Origin of the sequence: Paenibacillus sp. FSL R5-0527 (assembly GCF_038008055.1) — a bacterium.
Classification (GTDB): Bacteria; Bacillota; Bacilli; order Paenibacillales; family Paenibacillaceae; genus Fontibacillus; species Fontibacillus macerans.
In genome coordinates, this window is sequence record NZ_JBBOYI010000001.1 from 7,059,024 (window position 1) to 7,082,211 (window position 23,188).

Annotated in this window: 16 protein-coding genes; all 16 read right to left on the reverse strand. The window is 52.2% G+C overall.

Features of this window, described 5'->3' with window-relative positions; translation table 11 throughout:
* Positions 1-279: 279 nt before the first annotated feature.
* Positions 280-1,686: an ABC transporter substrate-binding protein gene (locus NYE69_RS31985; RefSeq protein ID WP_340930054.1), complete on the reverse strand. Its 1,407-nt coding sequence runs from the start codon at positions 1,684-1,686 to the stop codon at positions 280-282.
* Positions 1,687-1,752: 66 nt separating this feature from the next.
* On the reverse strand, positions 1,753-3,168 hold the full coding sequence (locus NYE69_RS31990; RefSeq protein WP_340930057.1) for an ABC transporter substrate-binding protein: 1,416 nt from the start codon (positions 3,166-3,168) through the stop codon (positions 1,753-1,755).
* 41 nt (positions 3,169-3,209) lie between these two features.
* Positions 3,210-4,625 carry an ABC transporter substrate-binding protein gene (locus NYE69_RS31995; protein ID WP_326044915.1) on the reverse strand — a complete coding sequence of 472 codons (1,416 nt, stop codon included), beginning with the start codon at positions 4,623-4,625 and terminating at the stop codon, positions 3,210-3,212.
* 220 nt (positions 4,626-4,845) lie between these two features.
* Positions 4,846-6,198 (reverse strand): radical SAM/SPASM domain-containing protein, encoded by a 1,353-nt coding sequence (locus NYE69_RS32000; protein ID WP_340930059.1) that lies wholly within the window; start codon positions 6,196-6,198, stop codon positions 4,846-4,848.
* 112 nt (positions 6,199-6,310) lie between these two features.
* Entirely contained in the window at positions 6,311-6,856 is a 546-nt protein-coding gene (locus tag NYE69_RS32005) for a PadR family transcriptional regulator (RefSeq protein ID WP_340930062.1), read from the reverse strand.
* Positions 6,857-7,003: 147 nt separating this feature from the next.
* Positions 7,004-8,509, reverse strand: coding sequence for an efflux RND transporter periplasmic adaptor subunit (locus NYE69_RS32010; RefSeq protein ID WP_340930064.1), 1,506 nt, complete (start codon positions 8,507-8,509; stop codon positions 7,004-7,006).
* 28 nt (positions 8,510-8,537) lie between these two features.
* Positions 8,538-10,076: a DHA2 family efflux MFS transporter permease subunit gene (locus NYE69_RS32015; protein WP_340930066.1), complete on the reverse strand. Its 1,539-nt coding sequence runs from the start codon at positions 10,074-10,076 to the stop codon at positions 8,538-8,540.
* A gap of 12 nt (positions 10,077-10,088) precedes the next feature.
* Positions 10,089-10,742: an HlyD family secretion protein gene (locus tag NYE69_RS32020; RefSeq protein ID WP_340930068.1), complete on the reverse strand. Its 654-nt coding sequence runs from the start codon at positions 10,740-10,742 to the stop codon at positions 10,089-10,091.
* 396 nt (positions 10,743-11,138) lie between these two features.
* The gene (gene ligA, locus NYE69_RS32025; protein ID WP_340930070.1) at positions 11,139-13,160 is read right to left on the reverse strand and encodes an NAD-dependent DNA ligase LigA; all 2,022 of its coding nucleotides are present in this window, start codon (positions 13,158-13,160) and stop codon (positions 11,139-11,141) included.
* 789 nt (positions 13,161-13,949) lie between these two features.
* Positions 13,950-14,174: a hypothetical protein gene (locus NYE69_RS32030; protein WP_340930072.1), complete on the reverse strand. Its 225-nt coding sequence runs from the start codon at positions 14,172-14,174 to the stop codon at positions 13,950-13,952.
* 359 nt (positions 14,175-14,533) lie between these two features.
* Positions 14,534-16,915, reverse strand: a complete 2,382-nt coding sequence (gene pcrA / locus NYE69_RS32035) for a DNA helicase PcrA (RefSeq protein WP_340930074.1) — start codon at positions 16,913-16,915, stop codon at positions 14,534-14,536.
* 236 nt (positions 16,916-17,151) lie between these two features.
* Positions 17,152-17,838 carry a heptaprenylglyceryl phosphate synthase gene (locus NYE69_RS32040; RefSeq protein ID WP_340930594.1) on the reverse strand — a complete coding sequence of 229 codons (687 nt, stop codon included), beginning with the start codon at positions 17,836-17,838 and terminating at the stop codon, positions 17,152-17,154.
* A gap of 567 nt (positions 17,839-18,405) precedes the next feature.
* Complete coding sequence (locus NYE69_RS32045; RefSeq protein ID WP_051985237.1) at positions 18,406-19,284, reverse strand: phosphatidylinositol-specific phospholipase C/glycerophosphodiester phosphodiesterase family protein; 879 nt, start codon at positions 19,282-19,284, stop codon at positions 18,406-18,408.
* 67 nt (positions 19,285-19,351) lie between these two features.
* A complete protein-coding gene (locus NYE69_RS32050) occupies positions 19,352-20,863 on the reverse strand; it encodes a sugar transferase (protein ID WP_051985236.1) in 1,512 nt (503 codons plus the stop codon).
* 69 nt (positions 20,864-20,932) lie between these two features.
* Entirely contained in the window at positions 20,933-21,862 is a 930-nt protein-coding gene (locus NYE69_RS32055) for a glycosyltransferase family 2 protein (RefSeq protein WP_036619445.1), read from the reverse strand.
* A gap of 335 nt (positions 21,863-22,197) precedes the next feature.
* Complete coding sequence (locus tag NYE69_RS32060; RefSeq protein ID WP_213509776.1) at positions 22,198-23,154, reverse strand: glycosyltransferase family 2 protein; 957 nt, start codon at positions 23,152-23,154, stop codon at positions 22,198-22,200.
* Positions 23,155-23,188: the final 34 nt, after the last annotated feature.

The window sequence follows — 23,188 nt, forward strand, 5'->3', positions numbered from 1 at the left end:
CGAAGCGACAATTAATAATTTATCACGATCGGGATGCTTTTGCAATATGTATGTTTTTCCATTTTTGAATTTACGGGAACTGTCCTAAACGGTTAATTTACTCAGCATGGCGCGGTGGAACCTTCATGCATGATAAAACTTACAGGTACACAAATGAAGGCCAACCCCGAGCCAAAGCTGCAAAGGTTAGCCTTCTATAATACCGCGGCCTGAAGGTGGCAGCTAATTGCCCTTGATAACCATACCGTCATCGCTGCCGGTGTCCACGTCCGCTTTATCTCATGAGCTGGTATCGTCTTTCCCGTCCTTCTTCTTCTGTGCCTCTTCCTCTTGGTACGCTTTATCCAAGGCTACTTGTCCATCCGCCTGAATCTTTTCCAGCGCCTCGTCAAGCGACTTGCTTCCCTTCTGGACAGGGTCCAGTTCCCGATCCTTAATTTGTTGGAATTGTCCGTAAAAGCTGTTAGGAGCGTCGCTGATCCCCATATATCCGTCGCTGCTATCTGCAGGTTTTAACTTATAAAAAGCGTCAAGGCTTTGTCCCTCGTAATCTTTCACCACGCCCATCCGGGACATGAGACCGTTATTCAACGTTCTTGATTTCACTTTGGCAAATTCTTCGCTGTTGATGAATTTCAAAAACTCCCAGGCCGCATCGGCATTTGGAGAATCGGACCGGATCGCGAAAATTTCATTAAAACTGACTTCCCGCGTCGAGTCAGGCAGCGCCGGGTCCACCGGACCGGCCACGATGCCGATTTGGAACGGCTTATAATCCCTTACGCTGTTTTTGGCATCCTTCAGATTTTGCAGCAGATTGGTGCCGTCGATCGTCATCGCCATACGTCCCATTATGAAAGGCTGGCTCTTATAATATTCTTCCATCGTCCCGCTTGAGAAACCGTCGTCGCCCGGATCATAAATCGCCTTGGATTTTACGCCATCCAGAGCCAGTTGGAAAACCTTTTTCCACGAATCCGAATTGATCGTCATTTTCTTCGTATCCGGATTCAGCACCTGCAACCCTTGTGTCATGGCGATCGAAGAGGCCAATTCATCAAAAGCTTTCCCGTAACGAGCACCGTATCCGTAAATCCGGCTGTCCTTATCCCCATCCGTGGGGAAACGGCGGGCGGTATCGATAATTTCCTGCCAGGTCATCCCGTCATGCGGCGGCTCAACTCCATATTTAGCAAACAGATCGGCATTATAATAAATCGCATTCACATTAAAAGATGAAGTCAGCCCGTACAGCTTCCCGCCGCCCTTTTCCTTTAGCAGGTCGATCAGCGCCGGATAAATCGTCGAGATATCGTATTTATCCTTGGCGATGAGCGTATCCAAATCCATTAATTTGCCTTCGGATGCGAATTTTTCGTAATTTTTGTTGGAGTTCAGCAGTATGATATCCGGCTGTTCCTTTTCCACGAATTTGGCAAACGCCTTGTCGTAGTCCTTTTCCTCGTCATTATAAATGCTTTGCGTGTTAGCTACTTCAATTTCGATATTCGGATTCTTCATCGCAAACATGTCGCCATATTGGCTGAAAAAATAACTTTCGTCCCAGAACATGACCTTCAGCGTAGAAGTCTGCGCTTCCTGCTTGGCAGGGCCGCCGGCGCAACCGGCGAACAGCAGTCCGCATATCATAACCAGCATAACCTTATATAACATTCCGTTCCTCATCTTAACCTCCAAAAATTTTATAAAGCAATTCGCACAAAGCCCCTTTTCGGGGGCAACTAAAGCGCGTTAGCCCGCCTGATCCGCTTCCGCGGCAGGCTTTTTCTTCTTCCCGGCCGCTTCCTCCTTTATGGCCTTATCCAGCGCCGCCTGGCCTTCGTCCTGAATCACCTGCAGCGCCTCGCCGATGGATTTCTTTTTCTCCGCTATCAGCTTCATTTCCCGGTCAAAAATAGTACGGTATTGTTCATGAAAGCTTTCCGGGATTTTATCATAATTGTCGGAGTCGTTGTCCACTTTAGGCTTCAGCTTGTAAAAAACGTCGAGGTTTACGCCATGGAAATCCTTTTGCACTCCCATTCGGGACAACATGCCGCCGTTTAAGGTTCTGGACTTGACCTTCGCAAATTCCTCACCGTTCACGAATTTAATAAATTCCCAAGCCGCATCGGCATTTGCCGAGTTGGCCCGGATGGAAAAAATGTCGCTCACCGAGATGTTCCGCGATTTGTCGGGCTCGGCCGGATCTACCGGCCCTGCAACCGCACCGATTTGGAACGGCTTGTAGTCCTTAATCCGATCCTGGGCGTCCTTCAGGTTTTGCAGCATATAGGTGCTGTCGACCGTCATGGCCATCCGCCCCATCATAAATGGCTGGCTTTGGTAATACTCTTCCATGGTCCCTCCCTGGAACCCCTCGCCATCCGGATTATAAACCGATTTGGAGTCCAAGGCATCCATGGCCATCTTATAAACTTGCTTCCACGAATCAGTATTGAGAGTGAGCTTCATCGTATCGGTGTTGATGTAATTCAAACCTTGCGTATATGAGATACTCGAAGCCAAATTATCCAGCGACATGCCGTAATCCGAACCGAAACCGTAAACGCGGGTCTTTTCGTCCCCGTCCGTCGGGAAGCGGCGGGCCGTGTCGAGAATTTCCTGCCAGCTCATTCCGTCGTGCGGCGCCTCAATTCCGTATTTGGCAAACAAATCGGCGTTGTAGTAAATGACCGATCCATAGAAGGTCGGAGATAAACCGTACAGCTTGCCGCCGCCTTTTTCCTTCAGAATTTCCATGAGTCCCGGGAAAATCGTTTCGGTATCGTATTTATCCTTGGCGATCAGCGGATCAAGCTCCGTCAGCTTGCCTTCGGAAGCGAGCTTTTCATACTCGTTCGCATCCAACAGCAGCACATCCGGCTGTTCTTGTTCGATAAAGTCGGCAAACGCTTTGTCACGGTCGAAATCTTCCTGGTCGCTGTCCCGGTAAATCCGGTCCGTTGTGACGATTTCCACATCGATATTCGGATGTTTCATCGCAAACAAATCGCCGTACTCCCTGTAAAAGAAATTCTCGTCCCAAAACATCACCTTCAGGCTCGATACCTGTTTGGTCTCTTTGGCGGGCCCGCCGGTGCAACCGGCAAGCAGCAGCCCGCTTAAAAGCAGCAGCATAACCTTATTTAAGATTCCGTTCTTCATTATAACCTCCAAAAAATGATAGGGCGATCAGCTTAAGTGCTTTAGCCGGCCTGATCCGCCTCCGCGCCAGGCTTGTCCTTTTTGCCGGCCGCTTCATCTTGGACCGCTTTATCCAGGGCCGCCTGGCCTTCGTCTTGAACGGTCTGCAGCGCCTCGTCGATAGATTTCTTTTTATCCTGAACCAGCTTCATTTCCCGGCTAAAGATGGAGTAGTACTTCTCAAAGAAACTATCCGGGATTTTATCGTAGTTGTCGAAGTCGTTATCCAATTTAGGTTTCAGCTTATAAAACACATCAAGGCTTACGCCGTTGTATTCCTTTTGCACGCCCATGCGGGACATCAAGCCGCCATTCAAGGTTCTGGACTTGATCTTCGCAAATTCTTCACCGTTTACGAACTTTAAAAATTCCCATGCCGCATCGGCATTTGCCGAGTTCGCCCGGACCGCCAAGATTTCGCTCATGGAAATGTTCCGCGATTTATCGGGCTCGGCCGGATCTACCGGCCCTGCAACCGCACCGATTTGGAACGGCTTGTAGTCCTTAATCTGTCCCTGGGCATCCTTCAGATTTTGCAGCAGATTGGAGCCGTCGACCGTCATGCCCATCCGCCCCATCATAAACGGCTGGCTTTGGTAATACTCTTCCATGGTCCCTCCCTGGAAACCTTCACTATCCGGATTGTAAATTGCTTTGGAGTCCAAGGCATCCATGGCCATCTTATAAACTTGCTTCCACGAATCGGTATTGAGAGTGAGCTTCATCGTGTCGGGGTTGATATAATTCAAGCCTTGGGTGGAAGAGATGCTGGAAGCCAAATTTTCCAGCGACATACCGTAATCCGAACCGAAACCGTAAACGCGGGTCTTTTCGTCCCCGTCCGTCGGGAAGCGGCGGGCCGTGTCGAGAATCTCCTGCCAGCTCATTCCGTCGTGCGGCGCCTCAATTCCGTATTTGGCAAATAAATCGGCATTATAGTACAAAACCGAGCCGTAAAAGGTCGGGGATAAACCGTACAGCTTGCCGCCGCCTTTTTCCTTCAGAATCTCCAGGATCGCCGGGAAAATCGTTTCGGTATTATACTTATCCTTGGCGATCAGCGAATCAAGCTCCGTCAGCTTGCCTTCGGAAGCGAACTTTTCATACTGCTTCGTATTCAACAGCAGCACGTCCGGCTGCTCTTCTTCGATAAATTTGGCAAACGCTTTGTCATAGTCAAAATCTTTCTGGTCGCTGTCCCGGTAAATCCGGTCCGTTGCGACGACTTCCACATCGATATTCGGATGTTTCATCGCAAACAAATCGCCGTACTCCCTGTAAAAATAACTCTCATCCCAAAACATCACCTTCAGGCTCGAGACCTGTTCGGTCTCTTTGGCGGGCCCGCCGGTGCAGCCGGCAAGCAGCAGCCCGCTAAACAGCACCAATATCGCCTTATGTATGAATCCGTTCTTCATCATGACCTCCTAAATGAATTTTTTTTAATCTTGCCCATTACTTAGACGTAATCAGGCGCTAAATAGTTACCTATTTTCTCAAAAAAAGCCAACCCTTTTATATTTCCTTAAGGGTTGGCTTTCCCGGATATCTTATTCCATCAGCTCAGATTGCCCGGTACGGACTTGGATACCCGGCCGGTTTTAACCAATGCGGGCTGCGCCGCGGGACGGATAATTTTCATAGTATCACCTCCTCATCCCGCCGGGCCGCCATCCAAATCGTCCGCAGCGTCTTCTTGATTTGCCGCTTCTCGTAGGAGCAGGGGCGATTCCCCGTCCGCATGCGGTACAGCGGGCAATGATTGCCCTGGCACGCGGGCCGGAAGAAGCAGGCCTGGCATTTCTCATCCGTTTCTTCGCCGGATGTCGTCCAGAGCGCCAGCTTGTCGTAATCCAGGTCCAGCGTCCCATCCTCATGAATCCGGCCCAGCCGGTTGTTGTCCTGCTCCAACGCGACGGAGCATTTATACAACATGCCATCGGAGCCGGCGATCAGGGAATTCGGCTTGGCCGCATAACAAACCGCGCCGGTCGGCAGCAAAATATCCGAAATGAAGGAGCTTACCTGCAGCCCTTCGGCGATCGCCCGCTCGTTCAACTCCCAAATTGCGCGATCCTTTGTCCGCTCGTCGCATACCGGGAGGTTCAGATCATTTTCCCCGCCCATACATCCGACGGGACGGAAATATACTTTAAACCGCGGATCATCGGCAAACAACTCCCGAAGTACGGGAATAAACCGCGATACGGCCTCCAGGTTGCCGTTGTCGAAATTGACGCGCAGATTGATTTCAAACGGGCGGTCGACCTGCTTCAAGGACAGCAAATTATCCACGATCGTCCGGTACGTTCCCCCGCCTCCGTTCAGTCCTCTCCGTGAATCATGCGTTTCCCCTTCCCCGTCCAACGTGACCATAAAGCGCCGGACATGCAGATCCAGCATTTGTTCAAGGCGGTCCCTGGTCAGGTAATAGCCGTTCGTCGACATCTCCGCGCCGTAGGCGGCGCCGTTTTGGTCGCAAGCTTCGATAAAGGAATTGGACAACCGTTCGATGATGTGGGGGACCAGCAGAGGCTCGCCGCCATGCCAGCTTACGGTAAGCTGCTTCAACGTCTTGGCCCGCTCGGCCATATAAGCTTCCAGACCGCGGATCACCTCCTCGCGCATCGAAGCGCGCGGAAACGATTCATAACAATAAGTGCAGCGAAAGTTGCAGGCTTCCGTCACAAGCAGCACCAAATGCATAGCGTCTTGAGCATGCATGGAGTGGTGCAAAAACATGGCGCGGCGCATTTCATCCACGTCCGAACGGACGAGGAATCCTTGCTCTATCAACCCGTCAACCAGCGGAGGCGCCGGCTCGGGAACAGGGGCGGCCGGTGCCAGCCACTCCAAAACTTCATTCCGTTCCGCCGACGAGAAGGAAGCGATCGCCCCGGTATAGCTGTTGTACAGCATCAGGCCGCCGTCATCCGTCTCGCTTTGCGCATTAAAGCGCGAAGCCTTCCACTGTGACGCGTCAAAATTCATTTTGATCCATCCTTTATTTTGAAATAGGAAACATCGGGCAAAAGCCCTTAAGTCCTATGATGAAAAAAAGGAGCATCCGCTTGCCGTGATTTGCGTCACCTTTTTCGGTAAATTACAACGAGGGGGAAGAAAGGCGAGTTTTTAAAACCAGCAAAAGCTTATTAAACATCTGGATTTCCAGCTTTATGCTTTCCGTGACCACTTCACCGATAAGTATTTTATAGTCCGGATTAACCGGATCAATCTCCGTTGCCAGCCCTTTTTCTTCAAATTCCTTCGCTCGATTGTTAAGCCGTTCCAGAACGTCCTCCACGTAAAAAAACAGCTTTTTAGCGTCAACATACTCTAAAAACGGCAATACTGGAAGTAATGTTCTGATGGACTTGGCGTTTTTAAAGCTTTTGTAAATCTCTTCTTTAAAGGCTTCCCGGCCCTTTGGGGTAATGCTGTAGGTTATTTTGTCAGGACGGTTCTCCGCTTGGATAATTTGGGATTTTTGAATGAACTCCTTTTTAAGCAGCGCCTCAAAATTGTAATATAGATTACCATCTGTAACATTGACCGCATTATTCGTGCCCTGTAAAATTCTTTTCTTGACATCATAGGGATGATAGTCTCCTTTATGCAACAGACCGAGGATAAATATTTGCAGTGACAAGGTTACTCCCCCCTTTAACTTGATATTAATTATTTTACACTATAACGTTCGGAGATGCCGAATCGCACGCTCGAAATAAAATAGGGGGAGCCAGCTTTCGCCCATATCAAGGCGGCTGGTTCCCCCTTCTCTATCTGCTTAATGCACTTAAGGCTGCGAAACGGTAATAGCCGCATGATCAGAAAGAAGCGCATGGTTGTTTACTATAATTTGCTCCCCATTTTCAAGGCCGTTGGCAACCAAGGCTTGCGTACCCGATTCTTCTCCTACGGTAATATCCTTGCGTAAAGCATGGCCATCAACAGCGATGTATACATAAGACTGGTCGCCGTCTTTCTCAATCGCCTTCGCCGGAATAATGATTCCTTCTTTAGCATTCGCATCCACAAAGCTTACATCGGCCAGCATCCCGGATTTCAGTTTGCCGTCCGGATTGGCAACGGCTATCTTCACCGGAAAGCCGTTGCCATTGGCATCATCCGTTCCTATGCTTTTGACCTTGCCTGTTGTCAATATGCCTGAAGCGGCTACGCGAACCTGCACAGGATCACCCGCATTAATATCATTAATCCGTTCGGCAGGCACGTAAATCTCCAGATTAACGCTATCTAGATTATGGATTACAAGTGCCGGAGATGCGGCGGAAGCTATCTCACCGACTTCAATATTTTTGCTTCTGACAATCCCGGCTATAGGCGAAGTGATGACCGCATTATCCAACGAATTTTGGGCGATTTCAACGTTAAGCCGTGCTTGCTCCAGCTTTTGCCGGCTCGCATCAACCCCTGCTGTGCTCTGGGCCACTTCCAACTGATGCTGGGCATTTTTGTAGCCGTTATTGGCATTTTCATAGCTGTTTTTAGCATTTTCGTAGGCATCCTTGGCCGTGGTCAACGCTTTTTGCGCAGTGGCTAATGATCTTTCAGCGGCAGCCAGCTGTTCTTCAGCGTTGGATTTCGCATTTACCGCATTGTCATAGGCCGCTTGAGCGCTAACTTGAGCAGCCTGTGCTTCTTCCAATTGCACTTGTGACGCCAGCGAGCTGGCGTAAAGAGACTCCGTGCGGGACAGGTTCTTTTTAGCATTCTCCAGCGCCTCCTGCGTCTGCTTTACCGTATTCTTGGCAGTAGAGACGGCTGTACGGGCCTGCTTCAATCCGGTTTGAGCCTGGTCAACGGCCGCCTGTGCCTGATTGATCCCACCCTGTGCCTGCGTAATTGCGCTTTTGGCGGAGATGATGCTGTTCCGCGAGCTAACTACGCCTGAGTTCGCAGACACCATACCGGATTCATGCGAATCCTCCGCGGAGGCAATCGCTGCCTGCGCAGCCGCCACATCGGACTTGGCGATTTTTAATTTGTTCAGAAGATCATCGTCTTCAAGTTTGAACAACACCTGCCCCTTTTTCACCTTGCTCCCGACGTCGACGGTTACGGCAGCCACCTTGCCGGAAATTTTAGGAGTAATATTCACCGTTTCAGATGAGGTGATTTTCCCTGTATATATCTCCCCTTCTCCAATTACTCCTTTTTGCGCCTGGCTGACCTTTACATTTATGCTTATCTCCTGAGCGGCCTGGCCGGCTTGCGAACAACCGGATAAAATACCGATTCCAAGCAGCAATACAGCAGAAGTCGCTTTCCACTCTTTCATCTATGCTCCGTCCCCTTTCTCTCCGTGCTTATGCTTGAATTTCCGCAGCCGCGTCTTTGGCTGCTTTTCGTTTTCGTCCAGTGGCAAACAGGAAAATCAGCGGTATCGAACAAAATAATGGTATGGATGATAACAGGAATGTATCCGCAATCCCCCGGGAATAGGCGTCCAGCGAAATTAATCCGGATACCGTAGAAGCCCACGAGCTCCCAAGCGTCGATTGTAAGATTTGCGCGCCTTCCGCAGTTATGGATTCGGCAATATGCTGCGTATGCAGGGCCGTACGGTTCTGCATGAGGAAGGTGAAAACCGCAATGGCCATGGAACCGGCGAGCGTTCTTATCAGGTTGGACGCGGCTGAAGCTTTGCCCACCTTATTGTTCTCTACGGCGTTCATCCCGACCGTGGACAATGGCATCATACATAGTCCGATTCCTATTCCGCGCAGTGCGGTCACGCCCTCAAACCACAAGTGCGATGTCTGTGGCGTCAACAAGTGAAGGTGGTAGGTCATCAGACTGGTTAAAGTCAGCCCCGCGAGTCCGATCGGCAAGATGCCTATCTTGTCTAACAGCTTGCCCGCGATCGGCATCATGAGAGCCATGCCTATAGCCTGCGGGAGCAAAATAATTCCTGTTTCGACAGGAGATACCGACTGAATATTTTGCAAAAATAACGGCGTCAAAAAGGTCCCTCCATACATCCCCATCATGACAAAACTGGAGGTAATTACACTAACGGTAAACTTATGATTTTTAAACAGTGAAATATCGATAACTGCATTATCCTTGCCCTTCTCGACAAAAATTAGAAACACCAACGACCAGAAAGCGATAAAAAGCAACGAAACAATTTTAAAGGATCCCCAGCCGTCGGACGGCCCGCTGGAAAGCGCGTAAAGCAATGTGCCCGCACAGGTCGCGGCTAATAAAAACCCTGGAACGTCAAACTTGATGGGCGCACCTTTTGGCGGTTCCTTGATCAATAGGACAACCATCAGAATGGCGAATAAGGCAAACGGAACGCAAGCAATAAACAGAAATCTCCAGTTGAACCATTCAATCAAATAACCGCTTAGTGTCGGACCGATGGCAGGCGCGGCCATGGAGGAAATTCCCCAGATCCCGATCGCCATTCCAATTTGTTCGCGCGGTATAATTTTATAGACAATCGTCATGCTCAGTGGCATAATAACTCCGCCGCCAAGGCCGGCAATAATGCGGGCGGCAATCAACGACAGGTCATTCCAGGCAAATATGCACAAGGCCGTGCCTATCGTAAAAACGGAGAGAGCGCCGAGCAAAAACTTCTTATAGCCGACCCGCTGCTCCATAAACCCCGTGATCGGAACGATAATTCCTTGCGCCAGTGTATAGCCGGTAATTACCCACTGAATCCGCGAGGCGGTCGACCCTAAATCCGTAGTCAATTGCGGAATCGCCACGTTAATCAAACTGTTGTTCAAAACGGCTACAAAAGCTCCCACGACAATGGCAAAGAAAGCCAGCCAACGTTCTTTGGATGATGAATCAGCGGGAGGAGCAGCGGTTATAGGATTTGAATCCATGCCAATCCCCCCCTATGGAGTATGAATTCTGACTTCGACGTTTGTTCCTGGGATCAGCTCCATTCCCTCCGGTATATTCAAGGCAATTTTCACCGGAATGCGCTGCGTAACCTTGTTGAAGTTGCCGCTCGTATTCGTTGCTGGAATTGCCGAGAATACGGAGTTGGTGGCCTGCCCGACATTGCTCACTTTCCCCTGAATGACCTGCCCCCCCGCAGCGTCCAGAGTTACATCGACGACTTCCCCCGGCTTGATCCGGCCAATGTCGGTTTCTTCGATATTGGTTGAAACATACAGGCTGCTCATATCCGCCATTACCGCTACCGCGGTGCTGGGCGACGCGATCTCTTGCTCATGGGAGTAAAGCTTAATCACCGTACCGTCAATGGGGGCACGCAGCACAGCTTTGCTGATGGAACTGGAGTCCAGGCCGGATACATCCTGGACAGCAATCATCTCATCCTTCTTGAGCGTATCGCCTTCTTCAACATAAATCTGATCCAGCTTGGCGGTGATTTGCGGCATCACTCTATACTGATCCGCAGCTATACGCGCATCATCGCTTTTCACATAATGAGCGCCTTGGTACCAGTAGTAGCAGCCTAACGCCCCGCCGCTTATTACAACCAAGGCAACTAGAATTAAATAAATTTTTTTCTTACTCACGCACTCCACCCCAGTAGGCTGAATTTTTTGGCAAACATCTTCAATACTCAATCCGATTATGATTGCATTTACCTTTTAGCGGCAGACCTTGGTAGACCTCGGTAGACCTTGGTAGACATTAGCAGACCATGAATAACTTGGAATACCTTGGCAGATCTCAACAGATCTTTGGAAACACGCTCCTTTTTGTGTATTTTTAATACAAACATATTACTTTGTACAGAGTAATGCCGAAAAGAATAATAGCTAACTCCCGGCTGATTGTCAATATTAATCATCAACACCGGCAGAAAAATAAAAACCCCCGAAACCGGCGATTGTGCCGTTTTCAGGGGGGGGTGGGCTATCCCAGGTTATGGGCTATCCCAGGTTATAGGCTATTCCGGGGCTTGTGGGCTATCCGTTGCTTTCGTTTAACAGCCGGATAAATTCATCCTCGTCTTCGATCACGGGAATGCCGAGCTCCTGGGCTTTGGCCAGCTTGCTGCCGGCTTTCTCCCCGGCGATGACGAGGTCGGTTTTCTTCGACACGCTGCCGGTCACTTTGGCGCCAAGCGCCTCCAGCCGGGCGGTCGCCTCATCGCGGCCGAGCTGGTGCAGCGTGCCGGTCAGGACGACGGTTTTGCCGGAGAAGAAAGAATCCGTCACCGGGGCCGCCGGTTTGTCCGGCGCCTTCGGTGCCACGCCCTGATCCAGCATCTTCTGAATGCCCGCCTGCTGGAACGGATCGGCGAAAAACGAGACGATGCTTTCGGCCACGATGCCGCCGATGTCCGGCAGGGTGATTAAGTCCTCCACCGTTGCCGACATCACCGCGGACAAACTGCCGTAATGGTCGGCGAGCACTTTAGTGGTCGATTTACCGGTGTTCGGAATGCCCAGCGCAAACAGGAAGGAAGCAAGGTCGCGGCCTTTGCTCTGCTTAATCGCCTCCAGCAGGTTGTTGGCTTTCTTTTCGCCGAAGCGGTCGAGCTTGATCAGATCATCGAATTTCAGCGTGTACAGGTCGCCCGGTTCATGAACGTTCAGCTCGTCATGCAGCTGCTCGGCGGTTTTTTCACTGAACGTCTCGATGTCCATCGCGTCGCGCGACGCGAAATGCGTAATGCGGGCGACGATCTGCGGTTTGCAGCCCAGCCGGTTGTTGCAGAACAGATGGGCGCCGCGCTGCTCCAGCGGCGTGCCGCATGCCGGGCACACAGTCGGAAAGACGATCTCCCCGCCGTCCTGCTCTTCCGTCACTTTGCCGAGAATTTCCGGGATGACGTCGTTGGAACGGCGGATGAAGACGCGGGTGCCAAGCGCAAACTTCAGGTTTTTCCGCTCGATGTCGCCAACGTTGTTGAGCGTGCAGTTCTGCACGGTGACACCGGCCAACTCCACCGGCTCGACCTTGGCCAGGGGCGTGATTTTGCCGGTACGCCCGACGTTCCAGGACACGGACTCCAACACCGTGGTCGTTTCTTCCGCCTCAAATTTGAACGCCACCGCCCAGCGCGGGAATTTATCCGTGTAGCCGAGAACCTCGCGGGTGCGCATATCGGTAATTTTGACGACGGCTCCGTCGATCAAGTAATCGAGCGAAGCGCGGCGCTCCACGATCCGCTCCAGCTCGCGCACCACCTCATCGAAGCTGCTGTGGTAGGTCACGAACGGATTGACTTTAAAACGGTTCTCTTTGAGAAACTCCATCATCTCGCGATGGTCCCGGAACCGGACTTGATCGGAATACCCCACGTTGTAGAAAAAAGCGCTCAGCTTCCGCTCCGCCGTGACGCGCGGATTCAGGTTGCGCAGGGCGCCGGCCGCGGCGTTGCGGGCGTTTTTGAGCGGTTCGGCGGCCGTTTCGTTGTATTTGGCCAGTACGGACAAATTCATGATGCCTTCGCCCTGCACTTCGATCGTGCCCTCACGGTACGGGATGGTCAGCGGCACGGACTTGATCGTTTTCACCTGGGCCAAAATGCCTTCGCCCACAACGCCGTTCCCCCGGGTCGCCGCCTGCACCAGGTTGCCGTCCGTATAAGTCAAGTTCAGCGTCAGTCCATCGTACTTCAGTTCGACGACATACGTCGGCTCTGGGAGTGGATTTTCGGGATTTTTGGTGTTATAATCCGCGATCAGCTTGATTGCCCGGTTGTTCCAGCTTTGCAGTTGCTCCTCGTTTTGGGCCTTATCCAGGCTCCATAAAGGAGCCAGATGCCGGTGAGGCTTGAATCCCTGCAGCAGCTCGCCGCCCACCCGCATCGTCGGCGAGTCCGGCAAGGTCACGCCCGTCTCCGCCTCCAAAGCGGTCAATTCGTCGTACAGTTGATCGTACTCCTTGTCGCTGATCAACGGCTCATCCAGGGTGTAGTAATGATAGTTGTACTTGTTCAATTGCTCTACGAGCTGCTTCATTTTTTGCATAACATCCATGCAGGGACAACCCTCCTTATATATATAGAAACGGAACATTCCGGGATCGGCCCGGGAATGGCTCCGCTTCAAAATTAACATTGGTGCGGCGGACCGGCTTATGGCCAAACGCCGACATTGATGATCGAGAGATTCTAACGGTTGCCACAGCCGCTATTTGTTCCAATAACGTTGATTTCAAATTGTAACGGTTGCCATAGCGCTTATTTCACTGAAACCCAACTCATTTTGCTTAGATTCAGGCAAATAACGCTTCTCACAACCGTTACAATTTAGAAAAGGACCTTTTTCGGAAAATAGCGGCTGCTGCAACCGTTAGAGTTCCGGCAGGCGATAGTGTCACTCAAAAACCTGAGCTTTGCGGGAAATCCGAAAAGTATCAGGGCGACAAGTTGTCTTTGCAAGAGTTAAAGCGACATTAGCGCATTAGTGAAATTAGTGATAATAGCGAATTTAGCGACAATAGTGACATTAGCGTCATTAGTGGCATTAGCGTCATTAGTGGCATTAGCGTCATTAGTGGCATTAGCGACATTAGTGACATTAGTGACATTAGTGACATTAGTGACATTAGTGACATTTGTGACATTTGTGATATTAGCGGCCTTTTAGGGCGTTATTTGTCTTGGTTGGAGCGTTTTCGCCGGATTAAGGGAATTTTATGCCGCTATTTTTAGGCTAACACCACGAAATGGCTGCAATTCGGGTCAATCTGGCCGGATAAGGACATTTTTTGCCGCTATTTATTTCAGAAGACAAAGTTCGGACAGATAGCGACAAAAAATGCCGCTATTTCGGGCAGCCGACACAGCCCGGCAGAGAAAACCGCCGGACAAACCGGTGTTTTCGGCCATTTCGGCCGGCCTGACCGCCGGCATGCATTTTCTTAAGTGAATCGGCCTGAGCTTTGCAGCGGCCCTCCGCCAACAGCGCCGCACACGCATAATCTAACGCAAGCGCTTCTTCCGGCACTTCTTCCGGCACTTCTCCCGGCGCTTCGCCCCCGTGCTGCACGGCAGATGGCCAGACCCTTGCTACCGGTCCCTGTTGCCATCTACTATCATCAGTTCCCCAGATCGGGGGAGATATACTTTGGAGACTACGGGAATGGTAAAGTTCTCCGTTTCTTTATCTTGCCACGTGCTAGGCATGGTACGTGCTAGGCATGGTAAGAGCTAGGCACGGTTCGACCCAGGCATGGTACGGCCCAGGCAGGGTTCGACCCAGACACGGTACGGCCCAGACACGGTACGAACCAGACACGGTACGGCCCAGACACGGTACGGCCCAGACACGGTACGGCCCAGACACGGTACGGCCCAGGCAGGGTTCGAGCCAGGCGTGTACGAGCCAAAGCAGCACGGCCGCCCCCCTCACTCGCCGTCGGTGACCTTGGTGATCGGGGCGAATCCGGCGAGCAGGCGTTTCACACCGACCGGCGCCGGAAAAGCGATCTGCAGCTCCGTATCGTTGCCGGAGCCTTTGATCGAGACGACCGTGCCAACGCCCCACTTGGCATGGGAGACCTTGTCCCCGGCGCTGAAGTCGCCGGGGTTCGCCGCCTTGGCCGCCGCGGCTCCCGGCGCGCCGGTGGTCACGGTAACGTTATCCCGCCCTCGCAGAGGGATAACGTTACCGCGCCCGGCCGGTCCGCCCGGCGCAGCCGCGGACCGCGAGCCCAGGCCGCCGCCGTCGGCAGAGCGGCCGAAGTTCCCGCCGCCGGCGCTGCCGAAGCCGCGGCCGCTGTAGGCGCCGCCGACGCCCGGGCCACGGCGGTAGCGGTCGCGCGGCGCGCCCCCGCCGTCCTCCTTCAGTTCCTCGGGGATTTCATCGAGGAACCGGGACGGCGGGTTGGCCGTCGTGCGCCCGAACAGCGTGCGCATCTGCGCGCACGAGAGGAACAGCCGCTCCTCGGCGCGCGTGATGCCCACGTACGCCAGGCGGCGCTCCTCCTCCAGTTCCTCGTTGTCGAGGAACGCGCGGCTGTGCGGGAACACGCCTTCTTCCATGCCGATGATGAACACGACCGGGAATTCCAGGCCTTTGGCGCTGTGCATCGTCATCAGCACGACGGCGTCGTCGGCCGGCTTGTCGGCGTCGCTGTTATCGTTCATGCTGTCGATATCGGCGATCAGCGCCAAATCGGTCAGGAACGCGACGAGCGACTTGTCCTCGTTGTTGTTCTCGAATTCCATCGTCACCGACAGGAACTCATCGATATTTTCAAGGCGGGACCGCGATTCGATCGTGTTTTCGTTTTGCAGTTCAAGCCGGTAATGGGTCATTTCCAGCAATTTTTCCGTGAGTTCGGTAACCGACAGGTAATCAACCATCTGGTGCAAGGCGGCAATCATGTCGTAAAACTCCACCAACGCGTTGCGCGTGCGTCCCGCCAGCCCGAGGTCGTCCACCGTTTCCAGCACCCTGTAGATCGATGTTCCGCGCTCTGCGGCGGCGTCCGCCAGCTTGGCCACCGTCGTGTCGCCGATGCCCCGCTTCGGAACATTAATGACCCGCGTCAGGCTGATGTCGTCGTCCGGGTTGGACAACAGCCGCAAATAAGCGAGCAGGTCCTTGATTTCTTTGCGGTCATAGAACTTGATGCCGCCGACAATTTGATAAGGGATGTCCGATTTGATCAAAATTTCCTCGATCACCCGCGACTGCGCGTTGGTCCGGTACAAAATCGCGTGATCGCGGTAGCGGCGGCCATTTTTCACACTATTATGAATTTCCGAGGTAACAAAATACCCTTCGTCATGCTCCGAATCGGCGCGGTACACCTTGATCTTGTCGCCTTCGCCTTTATCGGTCCAGAGGTTTTTCGGCTTGCGCCCCGTGTTTTGGCCGATCACCGCGTTGGCGGCGTCCAGGATTGTCGAAGTAGAACGGTAGTTTTGCTCGAGCATAATCGTTTTGGCTTCGGGATAGTCTTTTTCAAAATTCAGGATATTGCTGATGTCCGCCCCGCGCCAGCGGTAGATCGACTGGTCGCTGTCGCCGACCACGCAGATACGATGGTGTTTGTCGGCCAGCATCCGGCACAGCATGTACTGCGCGCGGTTGGTATCCTGGTATTCGTCGACGTGGATATATTGGAATTTTTTCTGGTAAAAATCAAGCACTTCCGGCGTTTCCTTAAACAGTTCGATCGTTTTCATGATCAGGTCGTCGAAATCGAGCGAGTTGTTGCTGCGCAGCCGTTTTTGGTACATGACGTACACTTTGGCGACGATGCCTTCAAAATAATCCCCGACTTTCTGTTCGTACTGCTGCGGCGTGATCAGTTCGTTTTTAGCCGTGCTGATCATCGCCTGAACCGCCTTGGGCTCGAATTTTTTCGTGTCGATGTTCAGCTCTTTCATGCAGTTGCGGATCACCGACAGCTGGTCCGTCGAATCGAGAATGCTGAAGTTGGAGTTGAAGCCGATCCGCTCGATGTCCCGCCGCAAAATGCGCACGCACATGGAGTGGAACGTGGACACCCAAATGTCCCGCCCTTCCGCGCCGCCGACAAGCAGGGATACCCGGTCCTGCATTTCGCGGGCGGCTTTGTTCGTAAACGTAATCGCCAAAATCGCCCAAGGCGGCGCTTTGCGCGTGGCGATGAGATAGGCGATGCGGTGCGTCAGCACGCGCGTCTTGCCGCTGCCCGCACCGGCCATGATGAGCAGCGGCCCTTCCGTCGCCTCCACCGCTTGCTTTTGCTGCGGGTTCAGGCGGTTGACCGCCTCTTGTATGTTAACAGGTTGCATGTTCATGCACCTTCCTTTCTTAAAGGGGTAGTTCAAAAAATCATATTTTGAAGAGATAAGAAAAAATATGTTTCCAGGGCTTCCTGGGCGTGGCCTCCTTATATCGCAAGAAAAACTTCCGCTAAACGCGGTCTGTCTTCCTGGAATGTGCGCCGATAGATGTTTGTCTTATCACGAAGCAGGCCAAGCAGCGGATTCAGCGTCGAACCGGCTTTTTGAACACGTACTTAAAAAAATTATCGCGTTCCCTTGACGGCCGCCACGGTTTCCAGCGCCTGCTCCAGGTCGGTGTATACCGCGTTGCCGACAACGACGGTGTCGCATACCGCTGCCGCCCGTCGGGCCGACTCGGCATCGGTGATGCCGCCGCCGTAGAACAGACGGGAGCGCTCCAGCGTCCGGCGCATCGCCGACACCAGCTCCAGATCGCCCAGCTGGCCGCTGTACTCCGCGTACACGATTGACAGCCCAAGCAACTTGTCGGCGAACTGGGCGTAAGCGCCGGCCTGGGCGGCGTCGAGCCCGGCGTTCGCTGCGGTAACCTTGGCTACGGTCGCCTCCGGGTTCAGCACGATGTATCCTTCCGGGATCAACTGCTCCCATGGGATCATATAGCTGTACTTCTCGATCGCGCGGACATGCTGGCCGATAAGCCAGTCCGGATGACCGGCATTCAGCACGATCGGGATCATGTACAGATCGAAGCCCGGCACGACGGCTTCCAGGTCGGACACTTCCAGCACGCAGGATACTTCATACCGGCGCACGCGCGAGAGCAAATCGACGGTATTGTCATACGTTACGCCGCTCGACCCGCCGACCATAATCGCGTCGGTCCCGGACAGGCACACGGCCTCCAAGGCCCGGTCATCCAGCGGGCGGTCCGGATCCAGCTTAAATACGTGCCGCCAGGATGCTATCATTTGATTCAAGCGAATTCCTCCAATAAATCGATGCCTACAGGATTCACCAGCGGGGATCGGGGAAGAAGGAGCCGGGGCTCCCAACCCGTCCCGCGCCCGCGAAAAACGGGGCCTATCCTGCTCCGCCCCGTTCTCGTCCGCTCAACGTAATCATCGTTGTTCGTCAAACCGTCTGAGAGACTCTTTTTCTCCCCGGTTTCTTATTCTTTTTCTAGTCTATGTTACCGTGGAATCCCTGTCAATGTTCGCATGGCAGGCGAACAAAAAAAGCGCCCTTAGGCGCCTATCCCGCATGATTCCTCAAACCGAAACGGCAAAGTCCGATTAATGTAAAATATACAATTATTAGCGGTGAAGTTGCTTCTCAGCTCTTTTTTAGTTGCATTTCATGCAGTTAGATTGGTGCTCATAAGGGCATCCGTGCTCGTTCGATATCATTAATTGCAGCTTTCGCAACTATTCGTCTCTTCAGGCGTTGATCTTGAAATCCAACTGTAGAAAATACAATTATTCAACTGCTTGGGACAATCTCCAAGACTGCAACCAACAATCTAGCCCTCCCCCGGTTTACCGCCCCAAAGCCAAAATCCATCCCGGCTTGGCCACATCGTCTTCAGTCAAAAAGTCGGTGTAAAAGCCGTAAGCCCCCATCATTTTGAACGCCGTCATCTTTTTCGGATCGTTTATGGTATGTACGTAAGAAACTACGCCGATCCGGTTCAGCGCCGAGATCAGCCGGGAATTCGCCCGCTGCTCGGACATCGTAATGGCGGTAATGCCCGCTTCCTTGGCAAACTGCACCACTTCCTCATCCGTGTCGGTCGTCTGGTACAACGTGAAAATCACCGACGGGAACGGATAAATTTCCTTCAGCGGCTCCAACATGGGACGATTGTAAATTTGCGGCACGATCCGATCCAGCAGCGCCGGGTCCTTCGCCTTCGCTTTGGCGACGATCTGGGTAAAAATGCGCTGGATCTCCTCCGGTTTGCTCTGCTTCGTATCCGTCACGAAATACACGTCCGGATAGAGCTCCATCAGCCCCAAAATGTCGTCCCAATCCAGCGGCTCGTATTGGCCCATGATTTTGGCCGCCTTAAATTCCTCGTGTGAAAAGATCGCACTATGACGGTCCGGCTCGAGTTCGTCCTGCTGGCCCATCATTTTGGTGAAGCTTTCGCCCCACTCATGGCGGGCGATGAGCTGATCGTCGCTGCTCAGCAGCAAATCCGCTTCGAAAATGCGGAAACCTTTTTCATAGTTTGCAATGAAAGCTTCATAGGTGTTCGTATACGTCATTCCATTAATTCCGCCGAGGGCGTGCGCGACCATCCGGTGGGCGGTAAATCCTTGCCCCTGCGGCTGCTGCCGGCCGGACAGGCTCGCCAGCAAAAGAACAAGACAAGCGATGATGATTGCTGCGTTATACCTCAGTTTGTTTTTCATGACAAGAAACTTCCTATCTTGGTTGTCTATCGTATTTTTACGATGTCCTATCTTATCTTCCTGCGCCTCAATAAGCCCCGGTGCCTTTGAGCACGATCGGGATTGTTTTGAAAATAATTTTCAGCTCCAGCCCCAGGCTCCAATGCTCAATATAATAGAGGTCAAGCTTGACCCACTCGTCAAACGGCAGATCGCTGCGCCCGTTAATTTGCCAAAGCCCCGTAATCCCGGGGCGGATGTCCAGGCGGCGCCATTCGTAATCGGTATACCGCTCCACTTCCTGGGGCAGCGGGGGCCGGGGGCCGACCAGGCTCATCTGGCCTAAAACGACATTGATCAGCTGCGGCAGCTCGTCAATCGAATACTTGCGGATAAACCGCCCCACCCGGGTAATCCGGGGATCGTTTTTCATTTTAAAAACAGGTCCATCCGCTTCGTTATGAGCGGCCAGCTGATGGATTAGCGATTCGGCGTTTTCCACCATCGATCTGAATTTGTACATGCCAAAAGGAGCGCCGTTTTTGCCGATGCGCCGCTGCTTGATCATAACCGGGCCCTTGGAGTCCAGCTTGATGCAGACCGCCACCACCGCCAGCAGCGGCGAGATGACGATCAGCCCCAGGCTCGCAAGCACGATATCGACGGCTCGTTTCAAAATCAGATTTAAACCGCGCAACGGGGTTTTAACGATCTCGATGCACGGATAATCGTAAGCCTGGTCAAACACAACGCCGGAGGTGACCATTTCGAACATTTCCGGGATGATTTTAATGCGGACGTCGTATTTGCGGATTTTCGTGATCAGCTCGTTAATGATTTTCCGCTCGGACGGGATCGTAATGTAAATTTCGTGAATCTGGTAGTGCTGCAGCAGTTTTTCAACCTGATCGATGCTGCCGATGACGTGGTTGTTCCCCGCTTTGTAATCGTCCAAAAAACCGACGAAACGATAGCCGTTCGTTTTGCTGGCAAACAGATTGTCCCGAATTTCCTCCCCTACGCGCCCCGCCCCGATGATCAGCACGTTTTTGCTGTATATATCGGTCCGTTTGAGGAGGAGCATGACACCCATCCGCAGCAGCCGGGACACAAAAGCGCACACAACGATCATGACCGCGAACGACAAGATGACGAGCCGGGAATACACTACCCCTGTTTGGAGAAAAAAGATAAGTCCCAACGCGATCAAAAAGGAAAAAAACACGGCTTTGCAGACAGTGAACGTGTCGTCGATGAGTTTGATGTCCCGGTCCCATTTATACAGGCCGTTGTGCGTGCTGTACAGCGCATAAATGGCGAAAATGACCGCCAGGAGGACTCCGTAGTCCCACGCGATGGGCAGATGCTCCAAGTTATGAAACAGCGTTGACCAGCTTCTCATGTTGTAAGCAGGCAGCACGCGGAGTGAAAACAACGCCAAAAAGCTGAGCACATACAGGATATATTCGAAGCCGATCAGGAAAAAATTGAGAATCCACTCCAGACGTACCGTCCTTTTTTTGTACGCCGTGATATTCTCCGCGATCAGCAGATTGGTCGTTTTGATTTTGCGATTGTTCATCGAAACGGACGAATTCATTTCTACACTCCCTAAATAAACTTCAAGCCCTTGGACGCCTGTCACTAACCGTGTTCTTGGAGCGGCAGCCTACCCGTTCATGCCGACGTCCCGGCCGGACCCTTGACTCTGCGCAGCCGCCGGCGCCGGCCGCTTTGCGGGTTTGGCCAATGCCGATTTCACCAAAGCCAGGGTAAATTGTACGGCGATCCCGGCGTAAATGGCCGCACTCACGAATATGTTGTAATTTTTCCGATAATGCTTGCGATAGAAAAGAATCATAGACCGATGAAACTCATAAATGATTTTTAGCGGACGGCGAGGCGCGCTGCCCCCTTTGTAATGTACGATCGTCGTGCGCGGATAATAGTAGTTGACCCATCCCGCCTGCTTGATCCGGTAACACCAGTCCGTGTCCTCCGCATACATAAAGTAATCCTCGTCCAACAAGCCGACCTGCTCGATCGTTTCCCGGCGGACCATCATAAACGCCCCGACCAGGCAGTCGATCGGATATTCCTCATCCGGATCCAGGTAGCCGAGCTGGTATTGATTGAACTTGGGATTGTTCGGGAACCGTTTGGAGAACCCAAAAGCATAATAAAATGAAGCCGAAGGCGTCGGAAACCCGCGCTTGCACGCTTTATCCAGCGATCCGTCCGGCAGAATCACCTTGCACCCGGAAGCTCCCACCTCAGGACGGCTGTCCATAAAGGAAAGCATGATGTCGAGCGTATCCTTTTGAATAACCGTATCCGAGTTCAGCAGCAGGACGTAACGGCCGGTTGATATTTTGATCGCCTGGTTGTTGGCGTACGAAAAACCCGTGTTTTGCCTGTTTTCAATCAACGTTGCCTGGGGAAATTCGCGGCGGATCGTCTCTACCGAATCGTCATGCGAATAATTGTCGACGACGATCACTTCATAGGTGTAGTCCGTTTCCGACGCGTAAACCGACCGCAGACAATCGACCGTTAAGCGGCATGTGTTGTAATTTACGATGACAATGCTTAAATCCACCGGGCAACGCTCCTGACAAATATAGTAATCTATCGACATTATATCATAGGTACCGCCTTAAATAGTTGTGTAAGAATTTTTCAATTTACTTTTTTTATGTGCTTCGTTGCTGTTATACTTAAAGTAAATCTCTTCCAATGCGAGGTGCCAAACCATGAAATGGAGCAGAACCAAAAGCGAGCGATTTGCTGACATCATGACCTTGACATTAGATATTTTACTGTATGTCCCGCGTCTTATGATTAGATGGTTTTCTTGAACGCGGACAACAATAGGGATCCGCTGACATTTTCGAGAGTAACGATTTCGAGAGTAACGATTTATAGATCCTCCGCTTATAGATCCGCCTTTGATAGATGTCTTTTCTCCAGAATCGCCCTTCGTTTCTCCTTTAATTGCGGGAGCTGCTTAAAAAATCCGCCCCACGCTCCGAGCACTTTCGGTTCCCTTAGCAAAATGTAACCGTGACTAGCCAGCTCATAGGCCAAGAGCTTCGGCAAATACGTTAGCCAGCGATAGCCGGTAAGATTTTTATAGATCATCTTATAGCGGTTAATATAGGAGTATCTGCGTACAAACAGCGGCTTCGAGCTGCGGCCGCCCTTTTTCCAGCCACGGGCGTGGGTTGCCTTCGCATCCGCGCAATAGTACGCTTTCCAACCGAGCAACCCCGCCCGCCAGGCGACGTCGACATCTTCTTTATAGGCAAAAAAGCTCTCATCGAAAAATTCGCCTTGATGCGAAATCTCCCGGATCATCTCCCTCCGGTAGAGCGCCGCTGCGCCCGACACGCCAAACGCTTCGCCTGATTCCTTCCAGGCTGTCGCCGGCTCCCCGGCTCCCCGGTCAAAAGCACGCCAGATTCCGTTCATGGCGAGACCGGTGCTGTCCACCGTTCCGGGAGAATCCTTGAAAAGGAGCAGTCCTGTAGCGCTTCCGATCTCCGGTTGCCGCTCCATCTCCCTGACAAGCCGCTCCACATATCCGTTCCCAAGCTCTACATCAGGATTAAGAACAAGTACGTAATCGCTTTCCGTCATGCGAATCGCCTGATTATGCGCAGGGGCAAAGCCGGTATTCGAGGGATTGGAAATGAGTTGAATGATACGGCTTTCCGTTCGTTCGATATAGTTACGTACGCGTTCCGCTGTACCGTCCACCGAGGCATTGTCGATAACGATAACTTTCTGAAGTTCGTACGTCTGCCGCAAAACGGCATTCAGACAAACTTCGATATCTTCAGCGCTGTTATAAGTTACAATGTGTACGGTAACCGTCGGGGATAATAACATGTTAAAGTTTCCTTTTCTTATAGAGGTAGTTCAG